This is a genomic window from Kaistella polysaccharea, assembly GCF_020410745.1.
Lineage (GTDB): Bacteria > Bacteroidota > Bacteroidia > Flavobacteriales > Weeksellaceae > Kaistella > Kaistella polysaccharea.
In genome coordinates, this window is sequence record NZ_CP084528.1 from 1,159,560 (window position 1) to 1,175,149 (window position 15,590).

Sequence of the window (15,590 nt, forward strand, 5' to 3'; positions counted from 1 at the left end):
TTATGATATAATCTTTCACCCCGCTAATAGAAATACCTTGTTGTACGACGTTTTTTTTACTCAATATACTTATTTAATTTCGGTTGCAAAATCCAAACTCCAACTATATAAAACCAAAGTAAAAAGAAATTCCCTGCTGTTCCAAAAGTCTCAAGATTTTTATTCTTTTCATATTTCGTTAAACTTTCAGAACCTAGAAGAAGTAATATTAATCCACATAGAATTGCAAATAAATGAAAAGGGAATATTTTTATAAGTCCGTTTCCATTATTGACTGAAATATCATAAATCATATAAATTATTAAAACAAAAAAGTAAAATATAGAATAGAAAGTCGAAAATTTTGTTAACAGTTTTCTTCCAGAATTATTTGTTCCATTTTTTTTGTCAAATTCCGTGATAATGGAATACATCCACAAGTAAAAAGGGGCACCGAGAAAAAATAAAAAGAAAATTTTCGTGGCATTTTGATTTAAGTACCATTTAGATATTTCTTCCATAATTTAATTTTACTCTTGTATGTGCAGTTTTATTAAAATGTCGTACAACGGTTGGGTATTTCTGTTGGCGGGGACTTTTTATAACAAGTCTTGGTAAATATAACAAATTGAACAATTAGCGAAAATCTTTATGATAGGAACTTCCGACCCGCTAATAGAAATACTTTGTTACCAGGAGTTTTTATATTTCCATTTCTACCATTTCGGCTCTTGCCCCAAATCTAATAGGTAAAATACTCGTTCCAATTCCTTTTGAAATATACATTTTTGGCTCCGAGTCTTTATACCAACCTTTTAAATATCTTCCACTTCCTTGAGGTTTGAATGGAACAATTCCTAAGAATGTAATTTGTCCTCCGTGAGTATGACCAGAAAGAACTAAATCAATATTTATATTTCCTTTTTGTTTTGTAATTATATCTCTATGTTCAGGACAGTGTGATAAAACAATATTTGTTGCAGAGCTTTTTAGATTTTCAGTCGCTTTTACGAAATCAGCATCGCCACCAATAAAATCGTCAATTCCAATTATTGATATATCACGGTTTCTTATTGATATAGTTCTATTCTCATTTATTAACAATTCGCAATTATTTTGAAAATAGACACTTTTAAGTTCATTTAGATTAACATTTCCCCAATATTCCCAATTTCCCGTTATAGCATATTTTTTAATCGAATTATCAATTAATTTGAGGAATAAGTTCAAATGTTCTATTTTTTCTGTTTTGTCAACAGAATCCCCAGTGATAAATATTAAATCGGGTTTCAGTATATTTATTTTTTTCGCTATAGATTTGTGGAAAAATCTTAATTGATCAAAATGTAAATCCGAAATTTGTATGATTCTTATTTTATTCTTTTCCGATTTTGAGATGTCAAAATAATTCCAGTCAATAACATATTTTTCAAACCAAAATGAGTCTAAAAGAATTAATCCAGATGTGGCTAATATTCCTGTTTTTATAAATTTTCTTCTGGTTAATTTTTTCATTTCTAAAATTACTGGTAACGGTTGGGTATTTATGCAGGCGGGATAAAAATACGAAAACTTTATACTTGCTAAAATCTTAATTAATTGCTAAAATCTTCGATGAAAACGTCTGACCCGCTTGTATAAATACCTTGTTAGTGGCTGTCTTTTTCTATTGTTTTTTCATCTTTTTTAAATATTTTTTCATTATCCAACCTGTCTGTGGTAAGTTGTCAATTGGACTAAAGTAACTTACATATGCCCACTTGCTATTAAATTGTAAGATTGTAACTTCAAAATCAACTGGAAGGCTTATAATTAGAACTGCTTTCGATCCAGGTTTTGATAAAACTTTGCAAACTCGATCTACAATTCGAAACTCTTTATCTTCTTTTAATTTGTTTTGATAAATACCAAATTGTTTACTAATCAACGTTTCAACTTCTTGTCTAGTTGAATATTCAGGTTTAGGTATCCAATTTCTCGCTTCACTCGTCAACGTAATAATAAAACCTAACAAAGTCAAAATTTTCCAAAATAGAGTTTGACCGTCTGAGTCAATATTGTCAACTTTATTTTCAATTCTTTGAAGAAAATCATTCAGTTCATTATACCCATCCTTTGTAATTCCATTTTCATCGAATATTCTTTCATTTAATAAAACTACTTCTTGCGTAATTTCCTCAAAATCCTTTATTAAATTCCATTTTTTGTGGGCGGTTGCAACAGAAGATAACTGTCCTGACAGTCCACTAACTGCAAACTGTATATTGCCAATTTGAGAAAATAGGTAGTCATTTCTATTAAATACTTCGGATATACTTCTAAGGTTTCCGAAAAGTATATCGTGTTGCTTACTTATAGATGCTATTGCAGTAATAGTTGCTTGTGGAATAGCAAATTGAGTTAAACCATTAAGTCCTTTAATTGCTGCCAAAGATGAATTCAAACTAGTTTGCTGTAGTGAGGCATTTATGCCAAGTGCATTTAACATATTTATTCCAGTAAGATTGCTAAATGGCTTATCAATTTGTTGAAAGGTTTTGGCAAGTTGACTAATTGTAGTAAATCCAGCCAAATCACTTGAGATTTTTCCTTGAGTTTTGAGAATTTCAGATATTTGTGAACTTACTCCAAAAGACTTAGGAAGATTCTGCATCCATTCGGTAGATTTTATTATGTCTTCAATTCCTTTCATCTTTTATGTTATTTTCTGCTTCGGATAAGGTTGCCACTAACGGTTGGGTATTTCTGTTGGCGGGGACTTTTTATAACAAGTCTTGGTAAATATAACAAATTGAACAATTAGCGAAAATCTTGATGATAGGAACTTCCGCCCCGCTAATAGAAATACCTTGTTAGCAGAAGTGTTATCTTTTTTCAAGTTTTTGAATAAATTTTCTATTTATTCGAGATTTGCTCTTCAGTTTAAATAAGCTGTATAATTTAGAAGTTAATTCTATTTCTTTGTTTGTATTTGTTCCTTCAAAACCACCAATAGAATAGACTCGATTATCGTTTAAAACAATAACTGTATTAGTATTTGCTCCATCAATTACAGGATGTTTTTTTTCATCCTCTTTAAAGTCATTCTCCGTGAAAGAAGTAATGATTTTTTGAATGGCTTTTATCTCATCCTCATTTAATTCTAAATATTCAGGTTCCAACTTTGGATTGTCGTCTATGAATTGTTGATGTTCGGTTCTCCGATTTTCTAATTCCTTCTCACTTGCATCTTTTGATGGTGGTGGAGGCGGTGGAATCAAATATTTAGAGGGATTATAAAATATGAGAGATTTGTCACTTAGATTAGCAATGATCTCAAATTGCTGAATAAAGGGTGGATAATATCCAAACTTTACCAAATTTGCCTCGTTAGAATTAATTTTCTTGTCACAACTTACGGTTGCGAAAATCAGAAGAATTATTGTGAAAAAATATTTCATGCGGATCGGGTTTCTAACATTTCTGCTAACGGTTGGGTATTTATGCAGGCGGGATAAAAATACGAAAACTTTATACTTGCTAAAAACATAATTAATCGCTAAAATCTTCGATGAAAACTTCAGACCCGCTTGTATAAATACCTTGTTACCTGAGGTCTTTTCTACTCACTAAGTTTTCCGTCTTTGTAATTCTGAATTACTTTTTCCTTTCCATTCTCATTATACATTTCCCATGGTCCGTCATAAATTCCATTTTTCCAATTTCCAATTCCTCTTAATTGTCCGTTTTCGTACCAGTATTTATGAGTTCCATTTGGTTTACCGTCGATGAATTCTCCTTCACGTGCTTTTTTGCCGTTAGAATGCCAAAATTCCCACTGTCCATTTTCTTTGTGATTTTTAATTTCACCTTTTGAAAATATATTACCATTTAAGAAGTATGCGGTTTTACTTCCGTCGGTTATAGGTTTGAATTCAAGTTTTTGAGATTTATCTGTCGGTATGTTCTGAGCATTTTTTAAAAAATCTGATTTTCCGATCAATGTTTCTCCAATATAAATTTCGTAATCATCCATATTGATGTTTTGAGAAAACATATTTAAAAAACAGAACATTGTAAAAGTCAATGTAAAAAATATTTTTTTCATGCGGGATTTTGTTTTTAAGATCGCAGGTAACGGTTGGGTATTTCTGTTGGCGGGGACTTTTAATAAAAGTCTTTGTAAATATAGCAAATTGAACAATTAGCGAAAACCTTTATTATATAAACTTCAAACCCGCTAATAGAAATACCATGTTGTACGCAGTTTTTATTTATTTTAAGAGGTAACTACCAAATATTATAATCGCAAATATACCACTTGCAATACTACCATAAAAAGCCGATTGTGCTGAATACTGATATTTAGTTGTTTTAGTTAAAGGCAGCTTACAAACAACGAGTACAATCAAACAAAAATTTATAAGAATTAGAGATATCAATAAGGATTTTTCTAATTTTTCTATATCAGTAAACTGAATAATTAACAAATCAATACCAAAGATCGCTAATCGAGATAACTCGTAATAGTTTATTTTCTTAAAAATCCTCAAAATATTACTCATTTCAACTCTTCATATTTGTTATTAATTTCATAGTGAAGAATATTAACTAAGAAATCTATTTAGTCTGGTATTTCCGTCGGCGTTGTGAATTGCGGACAACGGTTGGGTATTTCTGTTGGCGGGGATTTTTTATAAATGGTCTTTGTAAATATAACAAATTGAACAATAAGCTAAAATCTTTATGATAGGAACTTCCGACCCGCTAATAGAAATACTGTGTTACCTGACGTATTTATTTTCACAATCTTGTGCTTTTTTTATCATTAATGAGTCAAAACGCTGACTTTTTTTAAAATTTTCAACTTTTCTATCAGTATAACTTCCTACAAAAAATTCTTGGTAATAATATTTTTTGGTCGTTGCCGATTCTGCATAATTACCAAGCGTTCCCCATCCAAAAATTCCAATTTTTTGTCTTGAAGGTTCGTTTAGATTCTTTTCAATTGTCCATTCCTCATTGAAATCTCTATTATCCATTTGAGGAATTTCAGATTTATTTCCTTTATCATCAACAAAAAAATACTTTTGATCAATGAATCCATCATCTAGTTTATTTGAAATTAGTAATATCCCGTCGTTTGGTATTTGATAAATTATTTTTCCGTCATTTTCTTTTATTTCTGGAGCGCATTTTAGATTGTAAATAATGTTTACTTTTCCTTTAAAATTTTGCGGAATTAAAAAAACTTCGGGAGATTTAGTATTTAGTTGCTTCCATATGAAAAGAAAAAATGGAATTGAAATTATTGGAAAAAGGGTCCACAATATTTTGTGAAAAATTTTTGTTTTGCTTATCCAAATTAATATTAAACCGATAAACAAAAATACAACAGGTAGTAAATAATAGTAAATTGTTCCTGGAGCAAATCCGATAAGCACAACAGTTATTATTGTTATTAAAATACCTGAAATGTAAAATTTTTTGTTTTTAAACACGATTTTTATAATATGGCAGGTAACGGTTGGGTATTTCTGTTGGCGGGGACTTTTTATAACAGGTCTTGGTAAATATAACAAATTGAACAACTAGCGAAAATCTTTATGATAGGAACTTCCGACCCGCTAATAGAAATACCTTGTTGTAGGAAGTTTCTTAATCCTTTACCTGTAATAAAAGGTCATTTATTTTAGTTTCGTAAAAGTCCAATTTCATTTTTTTAAAATCAATTTCGTTTACATCTAAAATAATCTTTTTTGAAGTTATGATTTTATTATCAATTAATTCCTCGTTAATAAATTTTGCTATTTCTGGTTTTTCATTTTGATCGAAATAAATTGTAGTTTGATAAGAAATCGTTTTAGCAGGAATTTTTTTATTTTTTTTGAAGAAGTGAATTTCTGAGTTTAAAATACGAACTAATTTCCCATCGTGGTTTCTGCTAAATTCGGTTTCAAATCCAATTGAACCAATTATTTTTTTAGACTTATTTTTTATTGTTCCAGAACCTTCAATTAGTTTCGTTGGAAATGATTTTGAGTAAGTATTTATTGTGTCCAAATACTTATAAGATTCAAATCTGTTTTTTAAAGCATTATCTTTATTTTGCGCAAAAGTTTGAAATGATAAGAAAAATAAGATCGGAATTAATGCTTTCATTCTTAATCGGTACTTGTGTGAAATTGCCTACAACGGTTTGGTATTTATGCAGGCGGGATAAAAATACGAAAACTTTGTACTTGCTAAAATCTTAATTAATTGCTAAAATCTTCAATTGAAAACTTCAAACCCGCTTGTATAAATACCGTGTTATACGGGGTTGCTTTGTTCCCAATCTTCTTTATTAATCTGAAATAAATCCATTAATTTACTTCCATAATTTATTTGGCGATTTAATTTCATTCCATTTCTTGAGGCAACTCTTTTTGAATTTATATTTTCTTGAACAATAATAGAAATCAATCTATCGTGAAAATTGTTTTCAAAAGCATAGTCTCTGCATTTTTTTGCACTTTCGATCGCAAAGCCTTTCATTCGGTAATTAGGAAGAATAGAATATGCTACTTCTAATTCAAAATCTTTTTCAACTTCCCTTACTAAAAGTCCACATTGTCCAATTAATTTATTGTCCTCTTTGCAAATTAATACATTTTGCCCACCGAGATTATTTTCATACCGGTTAAATGTCCATTCGAACCATTTTTCACAACGTTCTTGTGGCGACTTGTATTCTGCCATTCCGAGTAATTGTGTGGTATGATCATCCTTGAATAATTCCAACCACTTTTCAAAGTCAGAATCTTCTAATTGTCGAAATTTTAATCTTTCAGTTTCTTGGTTTGTTAAAAGAAATTTCATTGGCTGACGATATTTTTTTGCAATCTCGTATAACGGTTGGGTATTTCTGTTGGCGGGGACTTTTAATAAAAGTCTTTGTAAATATAGCAAATTGAACAATTAGCGAAAATCTTGATGATAGGAACTTCCGACCCGCTAATAGAAATACCGTGTTGGGCGATCGCTTTTTTACGGTTTCTGATATTCTTTTAAATAGTTATAAGTCGCGTCTTTTAACGACTTTTTTAAATTATTCATTTCATCGCCACCACCACTTTTGCGAATTCCAGTCGCTTGAATTTCTCTATTATCTCTTATGTTTTTGAAATTTATTACCGTTTTTAATGTTGCTACAGAGAAACCAAAATGCCAATTGATTATTGAAATATCAGTATCAATTATTAAAGGTTCTTCACCATCAACTTCGTCAAAACTTTCAATAAATTTTAAATTTAAATTGGTTTCGTTAGCAAGTTCTTTGATAGATAATTTGAAAGTTTCCTTGACATTTGGTTGCGCTATTCCTCCGAACACCGTTCCAACCATTCCTGAGAAGTTTATAGTATTTTGACTTTTAGTGTTTAATTGGAAATAAATAGTTTTTCCATCGTAGAAGTTTTTATTTAAAGTGCTATTTGTATAATTATGAGAAGTGCCACAACTCAATAATGTCAGCATAGTAATAAATTTTAACAATAATTTCAAGTTTTTCATATATATATCTTTTTTTAAAGTGGCGCCCAACGGTTGGGTATTTCTGTTGGCGGGGACTTTTTATAAGAAGTCTTTGTAAATATAACGAATTGAACAATTAGCGAAAATCTTCATGATATAAACTTCCCACCCGCTAATAGAAATACCTTGTTAGCGGTTCGGCATATTTTCTTGATTTTCTATTAATTTTTTTGTCAAAAGGTTTTCCAAGTCATTAAAGTTACATTTTAAAGTGTTGGAAGTTATAGATAATGGTGTTCCATATATTTTATTATTTCCCTGTAAAAGTTTTTTCTTAAAGCCATTTACTCTTTCAACATAATAGTCAGGATTTGATATATAAATTAATAAAAATTTTGTCGAAGCAACTTTTTCTGTTTTTATTTCGATGATATCATTCCATTTTATAAGTCCAACACTTGAAGCATTTGAATTATCCAAAATTCCGTCATCATCAACTGTTAATCCAATTTTTCTCTCTAATAATTTTTTAATTCCGTAAATGCCTGTTGCAGAGAAAAAAATAATAGCCGCGATACCTGCGATTCTTATTATTTCCAGACTTCTGAAAAACAATGATATAAACATTTCAGGTTTAGTAGAGAATAAAATTCCGCATACTACAAATAAAATAGACGCAAAAGTTCCAAGAAATAATTTCGTTTTGCTTAATGGAATTTCAATTTTGTTCATTTTAATTTTTTTCGAAATCTCATTCTTTATTTCTCGGTTTTTTTGCTGACCGCTAACGGTTGGGTATTTATGCAGGCGGGATAAAAATACGAAAACTTTATACTTGCTAAAAACTTTATTAATCGCTAAAATCTTCGATGAAAACTTCATACCCGCTTGTATAAATAGCTTGTTAGTGGCTGCCAATATTTAAAGAAATAATCTCTTATCGTTTTTTTTAGCAATTTCTAAAGTGTCCATATTATTTTTAAAATCTTTGTTTTTCTTTAAAAGAACAAATAATTCTTCTTTAAACTTATAAATTTTAACTTCTGTCTTCGTAAGTTTTGATTCGGTTAAATTAACTTGTGTTGAAATATAAATCTTGCATTTAAGTTTGTTTCCTTTTTTTAAAGTAATTTCATCTTTAAAATTCGGCATCATTAGATTTTCTTTTCCAAAAACATAGTTTTTGCCTTTCAATTTTTGAATACTATATTTATAAATCAGTTCATTTAAATGGTCTTTTTCATTTTTAGAAAACTCAATATTACTTTTATAATTTTTATACCAGTCTATTTTAAACTCTCCATTTTCAACATTTAGATTATAATTTACGGTTGAAATATATAAATCAAATTTTTCTTCTTTCGAACAACTTGTTATTAAAATGACAACTAAAATCAAGCAAAAATTTTTCATTTTTTCTTCTTTTTGTTTTCGCGCGGGTTGGTTGCCACTAACGGTTGGGTATTTATGCAGGCGGGATAAAAGTACGAAAACTTTATACTTGCTAAAAACTTAATTAATCGCTAAAATCTTCGATGAAAACTTCAGACCCGCTTGTATAAATACCTTGTTAGCCGTAGTATCTTCTTACTATAATATTTTGTCGATTGAATCAGGTAATAATGGTTTAATAAATTCACCTGTATCTTTTAAGAATTTTCTATTCTCTTCTTTTGAAACCCACGTAAATATTTTTCCTCCAAAAGATTTGAACCAATTTCGTTTATTCAAAACTTTTGATTGACCTTTAAGTTTTTCAATTTCTTTATGTAACTCTTCAAGAACGTCTTTTAATGCTTCCTTATCTTTAATTTCGCTTTCTAATTTATCAATGAATTGATTTTCTAAATTTTCTAATTTTTCATTGAGTTTTGTTATTTCATCCTTAGAAAAATAATCTTCAGGAACATTATCGAATTTTTCATTTATTTTTTGAATTTCTTCATCAAGATCTTTCAATTTTCTCAGTTCAGGTGCGAACGTTAATTCATTCCATAGATTATTTAGCCAATTATTTAAATATGTTAAAACTTTAGCCTCACCTTCAAATTTGAAATGTTCCGTTTCTGAAACCGTTCCAGGACTTAACCTTCCTGAAAACTCATATTGCTGATACTCAATTTCCTTTTGATTTGAAAGAATTCCGAAAGAACTTGTTTGTTTTTCACTGCGAGATAAAATAGACATTTCAGATGGAATCTTTAGTTCGAAGAAGTAAGTTTCTGTATAATTATAGTTAACATTTAATTTCCCATATTCTTCAGTAACAGAAAAATCATTACTGCCAAAATATTTGCTTTCGTCAATTTTCTGCTTTAATTTTAAAATGAATGTCTTATTTACCATGATTTTATTTGATATTACGGCTAACGGTTGGGTATTTCTGTTGGCGGGGACTTTTTATAAAAAGTCTTTGTAAATATAACAAATTGAACAATTAGCGAAAATCTTTACGATAGGAACTTCCGACCCGCTAATAGAAATACTTTGTTACCTGCTGCCCTTTTTTAGTCTCCGTCATTTTTCCCCTTATTTAATGTAATTTGCATTTGTCAGATTACGCAATAAATTAGTGTAAATCCAATAAGAGCTGAAAATGGTGAAATTAATTGAAAGTAAAATGGTTTTAAAATGTCAGCCGCTTTGTTTGAAAAATTATGATGAAATTTATGAGGCACAAAATATAATACCAAAGAAGTAAGCAACATAAACCAACCAAAAGTTTTAAAAATGTCAGGATATTTTGAAATGTTTGCCGATAAAATCAGTGCAGTTGCTGGAATAATTCGTACCGTTATTTCAGCGTAATTTATAAAATTCGTACTTCCTGCTTTTCGTAAAATTGTTCTTGCGATTTCGGGTTTAATAAGCATTAAAACTCCAACACAAATAAAAAATAGACCGAAAAGTATAATTGTCCATTTAGCTAATATTTCTATCATTTTATTGTCTGTTCGTTGTTTGCGAGGTTTATTTTAGGGTTGCAGGTAACGTTTGGGTATTTCTGTTGGCGGGGACTTTTTATAACAAATTTTTGAAAATATAACAAAATGAACAACTAGCGAAAATCTTGATGATAGGAACTTCCGACCCGCTAATAGAAATACCGTGTTAGCGGTAGGTTTTATTTATTTCTATATTTTTTCCATTCTTCAAAACGTTTGTCAATTTTAGGTTGCAAAGTTTCATAATCTTCAAATGTATTTTCGATATGATAAAGTGTTTCATATTCAAAACCTAATTTTTCTGCTTTTTGGTCAAAAACTTCAGAATAGTCATCTAAATAATTAGCGAATTTTTTACCAAATTCCGTTGCATTTTCAAAATAATCTATGGCAAATTCATTTCCTAAATCATTTAAATCTTCATCAGTGAATTTTTCATCGCAGTTGTCAATCAAAAATTCGGCACCAGTTAAGTTTCGCTGTTTTACTCTTTCAATATCTTTAGTGTTTTCTTCAAGTTGAAATTCAGATACTAAATCATTATCTATACACCAATTTATAAACATTCCAATATGTGTCGCTCCATTTTCTGTTGGTAATTCATCAGGAAATTCTCCTCCATAATGCCACGATGCGTCGTCATATTTTGCCATATTAATTTACTTTTCTTTGAATATTTTTGGTTTCACATTCGGTTTTCTAAACTTACCGCTAACGGTTGGGTATTTCTGTTGGCGGGGACTTTTTAAAACAAGTCTTGGTAAATATAAGAAATTGAGCAATTAACGAAAATATTTATGATATAATCTTTCACCCCGCTAATAGAAATACCTTGTTGTACGACGTTTTTTTTACTCAATATACTTATTTAATTTCGGTTGCAAAATCCAAACTCCAACTATATAAAACCAAAGTAAAAAGAAATTCCCTGCTGTTCCAAAAGTCTCAAGATTTTTATTCTTTTCATATTTCGTTAAACTTTCAGAACCTAGAAGAAGTAATATTAATCCACATAGAATTGCAAATAAATGAAAAGGGAATATTTTTATAAGTCCGTTTCCATTATTGACTGAAATATCATAAATCATATAAATTATTAAAACAAAAAAGTAAAATATAGAATAGAAAGTCGAAAATTTTGTTAACAGTTTTCTTCCAGAATTATTTGTTCCATTTTTTTTGTCAAATTCCGTGATAATGAAATACATCCACAAGTAAAAAGGGGCACCGAGAAAAAATAAAAAGAAAATTTTCGTGGCATTTTGATTTAAGTACCATTTAGATATTTCTTCCATAATTTAATTTTACTCTTGTATGTGCAGTTTTATTAAAATGTCATACAACGGTTGGGTATTTCTGTTGGCGGGGACTTTTTATAAATGGTCTTTGTAAATATAACAAAAAAGAACAATTAGCGAAAATCTTTATGATAGGAACTTCCGACCCGCTAATAGAAATACCTTGTTGTAGCGCGTTTTTATTTTTCAATTTCTATTACTTCGACAGTTTTGTTTACGTATAAAACAATCATGATTCCAATGATAACGGTAATTCCAGTTGTAATGTAGTGAAGGGAATTTGCGTTCACAAAATTATCAACAGCATCCTTCAATAACCTTCCAAAAAATTGAAGTCCAGAAGCGATTATCAAGAAAATTATTGACCAAATTTTAATTCCAATTTTAGCATATTGATTCCTCGTTAAGATTAATGCGAGTAAAACTCCTTGAATAGTTATTGGAAGTATTCCACTTAATTTGCCTGTATCTATAGTCGCATAGATATTCCACATCATTAATCCTCCGATGACAGCAATAATTGTCCAATAGACTGTTTGGTTATTAAATTTTGATATTTTCATCTTAGATTTTAAAATGTGCTACAACGGTTGGGTATTTCTGCAGGCGGGCATAATAACCAAACTTTTTCTACTCGAAATATACTAAATATATAACACAAATCTCGTTTTGAAAACTTCCAGCCCGCTTGTAGAAATACCGTGTTGCCCGCAGTGTTTTTTTGCGAAATTTAGTCCAAAATTTCAGTTGAGTTAAATTCGTAATTATTTAAAAATACCATCATTTAGCTCGATATTTTTTCCTTAGAAATTCCAAAATTTATTTCCGCACATTTGCGGCATTTATTCGGTGCGATTTCCAATATTTTTTTTTCGTCGCTATTTTCAATATTTATTCCGGTTTTTTGTCGTCCGCTCTTTAATATTCACGCTGTCTGTTTTGAGAATTTCCACACGTTTAGCACGGAATTTTTTAGATTTTTATTTCAGAAATTTTAGCCGTTAAAACAGTAAAATTTTAATTTTGAACGATATTTTTCACATTGCGGGCAACGGTTGGGTATTTCTGTTGGCGGCAACTTTTTATAACAAGTCTTTGTAAATATAACAAATTGAACAATTAGTGAAAATCTTGATGACAGGAACTTCCGCCCCGCTAATAGAAATACCGTGTTGCACGCAGTTTTTTTATTTCTCAATTATTTTTAGTTTCTCAAGAGCGTTAGGAAGAAGAAATGTTTTAGTTTCTCAAGTCTTAATTCGCTTGAAAGTCCGTTTTCAAAGTCGAAAATTTCAGATGATTCCGATTTAATACTCATCATTATGTCAGAGGCGTCATGTTGTATAAATTCGGTAGAATTAAAATTTTTCTCAAAAGGTTTTATTTGAGTTTTTATTCTAAAATAATAATTCTTTGAGTATCCTGATTTTATCAATAATATGAAGATAATTGTATCGCTACTTTCTAAAAAATAAGAACTTTTAAACTTCTTAAGATTTAATTTTTTACAATTTATATCAAATTCATTTCGAAAATCTTTAATCTCCATTCTTTCAACGATCGTGGTTTTTAAAATTGCGGGCAACGGTTGGGTATTTATGCAGGCGGGATAAAAATACGAAAACTTTATACTTGCTAAAATCTTAATTAATCGCTAAAATCTTCGATGAAAACTTCAGACCCGCTTGTATAAATACCTTGTTAGCAGATGTGCTTTATTTTGGTGCGTTAAATTTTAAGAATTCTATGCTGTTTTCCTCAACATTTATTAACGCGTTAAAATAGCATTTTCCTCCGCCTTTCACTGTCAAAATTTGCGAATCGAAATATTCTGTTTTTCTACATGATGCATTTACGTAAATAAAGTTTTTGTCAAGTTTTTTTACTCCGACATACTGAAAATAATAATTTGAGTAGTTAAGTTTTTTCTTTTGTAATTCGTTTTTGAGTAATGAATTTACAATTTCTATATTTTTAACATTTGGTAAGAATTGGTCATAATTTTCAGTGCCTTTTTCAAGGTAAATTTTTTGTCCACTAGCGAAGCATATTTCTTTGTCCGTCAACTTAACTTGAGCGAACGTAAATATTGAATTTATTACTAAACCAAAAATAAAAAGTTTTTTCATTTCTTTTATTTACATATTGTTAACCGCAATGTCTGTAGCATATCTGCTAACGGTTGGGTATTTATGCAGGCGGGATAAAAATACGAAAACTTTATACTTGCTAAAATCTTTATTAATCGCTAAAATCTTCGATGAAAACTTCAGACCCGCTTGTATAAATACCTTGTTATCGGCAGTGTTTGTTAATTTCTTCGGTCTAGACTTAAATTGGATTCAATTATATATCGCAAAAAGTCTTGTCCAAAATTAGTTATTGTAAGCGAATTTGATTCTTGATCATAGTTAACTAATTTATTTGAAATTAAAAATTGCAAATAATCTTTATAAAGATAGTTCTTATATGTTTCGGGATAAATCTTTACAGCATTGTCAAAATAAAACTTCAGTTCATCAATATCTTCAGTTATAGAGTAATTAAGTCTTTGTAATATTCTTATCTGACTTCCAAAAATCACCAAATAAATTCGCTCAAAATTCTTTAACAATACAATTAATTTAGAGTAATCATAGAGTTGTTCGGCTCGAGTTTGAACATCATTTATTTCAGTTAAATTTGTTTCGGAATTAATTATTTCGTCAAGTTCAATATTAGTCGCTTGTGAAAATTTAGACAAGTAATTTTTGAAATTACTTTCATTAATTTGAGAGTCTATATTTTCCAATTCCGCGATTTGTTCTTTTTGATTTGATTCAGAAAACGTTTCTAAAAGCGTTCCTCCGTAAGATAATTTTTTCAAATTCAGCAATAAATTTGAAATAGGCTTTTTAAGTGATAAAAAAATAACGAGAACAATTATTGGCCAAGCAATGGAACCAATAAACTTTAGAATTATTTCAGTAAAATGATATATCATATTTTAAACTTTTTTTTAACATTGCCGATAACGGTTGGGTATTTCTGTTGGCGGGGACTTTTTATAACAAGTCTTTGTAAATATAACAAATTGAACAATCAGCGAAAATCTCGATGATAGGAACTTCCGCCCCGCTAATAGAAATACCTTGTTATCTACCGTTTTTTTACTGGATCCAATAACTGTTGCAGTAATCTATAACTTGTCCATTTTTCACGATTATATCAAAATTATTTCCATGCTCATAATCTTGCTTGGTCATAAATATTCTTGTCAAATAGATATCTTCTGCAATCTGGATTGAAGATGAAACTTTCAGATTGTATTTTTGGGAAAATATTTTATTGACTTTATATCTAAATATTCCCGCTTTTCTCTCTTTCGTTTTAAGTGTTTTTCTAAATTTTATATTTTCTGGAATTCTCAAAGTCGTTAATTTCGAGTTTTTGACATTCGCATAAGTTAACATTGTTTTAAAGTCATAGTTTTTGTCAATATTGAACGTGTAATTGTTTGAAGAATTTTTACACGTTTTATAGTCCCATAAAATTATTTCAATAATCGTTTCCTCACCTTCATTTTTACTAATTGGCTCATATGAAGATTTATTAATAACATTTCCATCGTAATATATTACTGATTTCTTTATTTTTGGTAGAATTTTGGACGCAAAATAATCAAGGCTAATTTGTTCTGTTTGAGCAAATATAAAATTAGAAAAAATAACGAAAAGTGTTAATGTTACGCGCTTCATAAAATGGTAGATAACGGTTGGGTATTTCTGTTGGCGGGGACTTTTTATAACAAGTCTTTGTAAATATAGCAAATTGAACAATTAGCGAAAATCTTGATGATGTAAACTTCAACCCCGCTAATAGAAATACCTTGTTA

19 protein-coding genes are annotated in these 15,590 nt (G+C 29.5%); all 19 read right to left on the reverse strand.

Annotated elements, in window-relative coordinates:
• Positions 1-56: 56 nt before the first annotated feature.
• Positions 57-500 (reverse strand): hypothetical protein, encoded by a 444-nt coding sequence (locus LC814_RS05260; protein WP_226065477.1) that lies wholly within the window; start codon positions 498-500, stop codon positions 57-59.
• Positions 501-681: 181 nt separating this feature from the next.
• Positions 682-1,494, reverse strand: a complete 813-nt coding sequence (locus tag LC814_RS05265; protein WP_226065479.1) for a metallophosphoesterase — start codon at positions 1,492-1,494, stop codon at positions 682-684.
• A 151-nt stretch (positions 1,495-1,645) separates the two neighbouring features.
• The gene (locus tag LC814_RS05270) at positions 1,646-2,671 is read right to left on the reverse strand and encodes a hypothetical protein (protein ID WP_226065481.1); all 1,026 of its coding nucleotides are present in this window, start codon (positions 2,669-2,671) and stop codon (positions 1,646-1,648) included.
• 172 nt (positions 2,672-2,843) lie between these two features.
• Positions 2,844-3,419 (reverse strand): hypothetical protein, encoded by a 576-nt coding sequence (locus tag LC814_RS05275; RefSeq protein ID WP_226065483.1) that lies wholly within the window; start codon positions 3,417-3,419, stop codon positions 2,844-2,846.
• A 161-nt stretch (positions 3,420-3,580) separates the two neighbouring features.
• Positions 3,581-4,066, reverse strand: a complete 486-nt coding sequence (locus LC814_RS05280; RefSeq protein ID WP_226065485.1) for a toxin-antitoxin system YwqK family antitoxin — start codon at positions 4,064-4,066, stop codon at positions 3,581-3,583.
• A 676-nt stretch (positions 4,067-4,742) separates the two neighbouring features.
• Positions 4,743-5,459, reverse strand: a complete 717-nt coding sequence (locus LC814_RS05285) for a DUF6843 domain-containing protein (RefSeq protein ID WP_226065487.1) — start codon at positions 5,457-5,459, stop codon at positions 4,743-4,745.
• A 157-nt stretch (positions 5,460-5,616) separates the two neighbouring features.
• Complete coding sequence (locus LC814_RS05290; protein ID WP_226065489.1) at positions 5,617-6,120, reverse strand: hypothetical protein; 504 nt, start codon at positions 6,118-6,120, stop codon at positions 5,617-5,619.
• Between the two features lie 150 nt (positions 6,121-6,270).
• Positions 6,271-6,819, reverse strand: a complete 549-nt coding sequence (locus LC814_RS05295) for a GNAT family N-acetyltransferase (protein ID WP_226065491.1) — start codon at positions 6,817-6,819, stop codon at positions 6,271-6,273.
• Positions 6,820-6,987: 168 nt separating this feature from the next.
• Positions 6,988-7,512, reverse strand: a complete 525-nt coding sequence (locus LC814_RS05300) for a hypothetical protein (protein ID WP_226065493.1) — start codon at positions 7,510-7,512, stop codon at positions 6,988-6,990.
• Between the two features lie 150 nt (positions 7,513-7,662).
• A complete protein-coding gene (locus tag LC814_RS05305) occupies positions 7,663-8,205 on the reverse strand; it encodes an STM3941 family protein (protein ID WP_226065495.1) in 543 nt (180 codons plus the stop codon).
• A 189-nt stretch (positions 8,206-8,394) separates the two neighbouring features.
• Positions 8,395-8,886 (reverse strand): hypothetical protein, encoded by a 492-nt coding sequence (locus tag LC814_RS05310; protein WP_226065497.1) that lies wholly within the window; start codon positions 8,884-8,886, stop codon positions 8,395-8,397.
• 177 nt (positions 8,887-9,063) lie between these two features.
• Positions 9,064-9,660 (reverse strand): coiled-coil domain-containing protein, encoded by a 597-nt coding sequence (locus tag LC814_RS05315; protein WP_226065499.1) that lies wholly within the window; start codon positions 9,658-9,660, stop codon positions 9,064-9,066.
• Positions 9,661-10,025: 365 nt separating this feature from the next.
• The gene (locus tag LC814_RS05320) at positions 10,026-10,415 is read right to left on the reverse strand and encodes a hypothetical protein (RefSeq protein WP_226065501.1); all 390 of its coding nucleotides are present in this window, start codon (positions 10,413-10,415) and stop codon (positions 10,026-10,028) included.
• Between the two features lie 182 nt (positions 10,416-10,597).
• Positions 10,598-11,071, reverse strand: a complete 474-nt coding sequence (locus LC814_RS05325) for a DUF7832 domain-containing protein (protein WP_226065502.1) — start codon at positions 11,069-11,071, stop codon at positions 10,598-10,600.
• Positions 11,072-11,269: 198 nt separating this feature from the next.
• Positions 11,270-11,713: a hypothetical protein gene (locus LC814_RS05330; RefSeq protein WP_226065504.1), complete on the reverse strand. Its 444-nt coding sequence runs from the start codon at positions 11,711-11,713 to the stop codon at positions 11,270-11,272.
• Between the two features lie 182 nt (positions 11,714-11,895).
• The gene (locus LC814_RS05335) at positions 11,896-12,279 is read right to left on the reverse strand and encodes a hypothetical protein (RefSeq protein WP_226065506.1); all 384 of its coding nucleotides are present in this window, start codon (positions 12,277-12,279) and stop codon (positions 11,896-11,898) included.
• 1,152 nt (positions 12,280-13,431) lie between these two features.
• Positions 13,432-13,845 (reverse strand): hypothetical protein, encoded by a 414-nt coding sequence (locus tag LC814_RS05340; protein ID WP_226065508.1) that lies wholly within the window; start codon positions 13,843-13,845, stop codon positions 13,432-13,434.
• Between the two features lie 182 nt (positions 13,846-14,027).
• Positions 14,028-14,699 carry a hypothetical protein gene (locus tag LC814_RS05345; protein WP_226065509.1) on the reverse strand — a complete coding sequence of 224 codons (672 nt, stop codon included), beginning with the start codon at positions 14,697-14,699 and terminating at the stop codon, positions 14,028-14,030.
• A 166-nt stretch (positions 14,700-14,865) separates the two neighbouring features.
• Entirely contained in the window at positions 14,866-15,453 is a 588-nt protein-coding gene (locus LC814_RS05350; protein WP_226065511.1) for a hypothetical protein, read from the reverse strand.
• Positions 15,454-15,590 lie beyond the last annotated feature (137 nt).

What these genes read in the sequence shown, in the direction of transcription:
- LC814_RS05300 (WP_226065493.1), bottom strand. Translation starts at nt 7,512, where the DNA reads ATGAAAAACTTGAAATTATTGTTAAAATTTATTACTATGCTGACATTA.
- LC814_RS05345 (WP_226065509.1), bottom strand. Translation starts at nt 14,699, where the DNA reads ATGATATATCATTTTACTGAAATAATTCTAAAGTTTATTGGTTCCATT.
- LC814_RS05330 (WP_226065504.1), bottom strand. Translation starts at nt 11,713, where the DNA reads ATGGAAGAAATATCTAAATGGTACTTAAATCAAAATGCCACGAAAATT.
- LC814_RS05315 (WP_226065499.1), bottom strand. Translation starts at nt 9,660, where the DNA reads ATGTCTATTTTATCTCGCAGTGAAAAACAAACAAGTTCTTTCGGAATT.
- LC814_RS05335 (WP_226065506.1), bottom strand. Translation starts at nt 12,279, where the DNA reads ATGAAAATATCAAAATTTAATAACCAAACAGTCTATTGGACAATTATT.
- LC814_RS05310 (WP_226065497.1), bottom strand. Translation starts at nt 8,886, where the DNA reads ATGAAAAATTTTTGCTTGATTTTAGTTGTCATTTTAATAACAAGTTGT.
- LC814_RS05295 (WP_226065491.1), bottom strand. Translation starts at nt 6,819, where the DNA reads ATGAAATTTCTTTTAACAAACCAAGAAACTGAAAGATTAAAATTTCGA.
- LC814_RS05320 (WP_226065501.1), bottom strand. Translation starts at nt 10,415, where the DNA reads ATGATAGAAATATTAGCTAAATGGACAATTATACTTTTCGGTCTATTT.
- LC814_RS05265 (WP_226065479.1), bottom strand. Translation starts at nt 1,494, where the DNA reads ATGAAAAAATTAACCAGAAGAAAATTTATAAAAACAGGAATATTAGCC.
- LC814_RS05290 (WP_226065489.1), bottom strand. Translation starts at nt 6,120, where the DNA reads ATGAAAGCATTAATTCCGATCTTATTTTTCTTATCATTTCAAACTTTT.
- LC814_RS05340 (WP_226065508.1), bottom strand. Translation starts at nt 13,845, where the DNA reads ATGAAAAAACTTTTTATTTTTGGTTTAGTAATAAATTCAATATTTACG.
- LC814_RS05350 (WP_226065511.1), bottom strand. Translation starts at nt 15,453, where the DNA reads ATGAAGCGCGTAACATTAACACTTTTCGTTATTTTTTCTAATTTTATA.
- LC814_RS05260 (WP_226065477.1), bottom strand. Translation starts at nt 500, where the DNA reads ATGGAAGAAATATCTAAATGGTACTTAAATCAAAATGCCACGAAAATT.
- LC814_RS05270 (WP_226065481.1), bottom strand. Translation starts at nt 2,671, where the DNA reads ATGAAAGGAATTGAAGACATAATAAAATCTACCGAATGGATGCAGAAT.
- LC814_RS05280 (WP_226065485.1), bottom strand. Translation starts at nt 4,066, where the DNA reads ATGAAAAAAATATTTTTTACATTGACTTTTACAATGTTCTGTTTTTTA.
- LC814_RS05275 (WP_226065483.1), bottom strand. Translation starts at nt 3,419, where the DNA reads ATGAAATATTTTTTCACAATAATTCTTCTGATTTTCGCAACCGTAAGT.
- LC814_RS05305 (WP_226065495.1), bottom strand. Translation starts at nt 8,205, where the DNA reads ATGAACAAAATTGAAATTCCATTAAGCAAAACGAAATTATTTCTTGGA.
- LC814_RS05325 (WP_226065502.1), bottom strand. Translation starts at nt 11,071, where the DNA reads ATGGCAAAATATGACGACGCATCGTGGCATTATGGAGGAGAATTTCCT.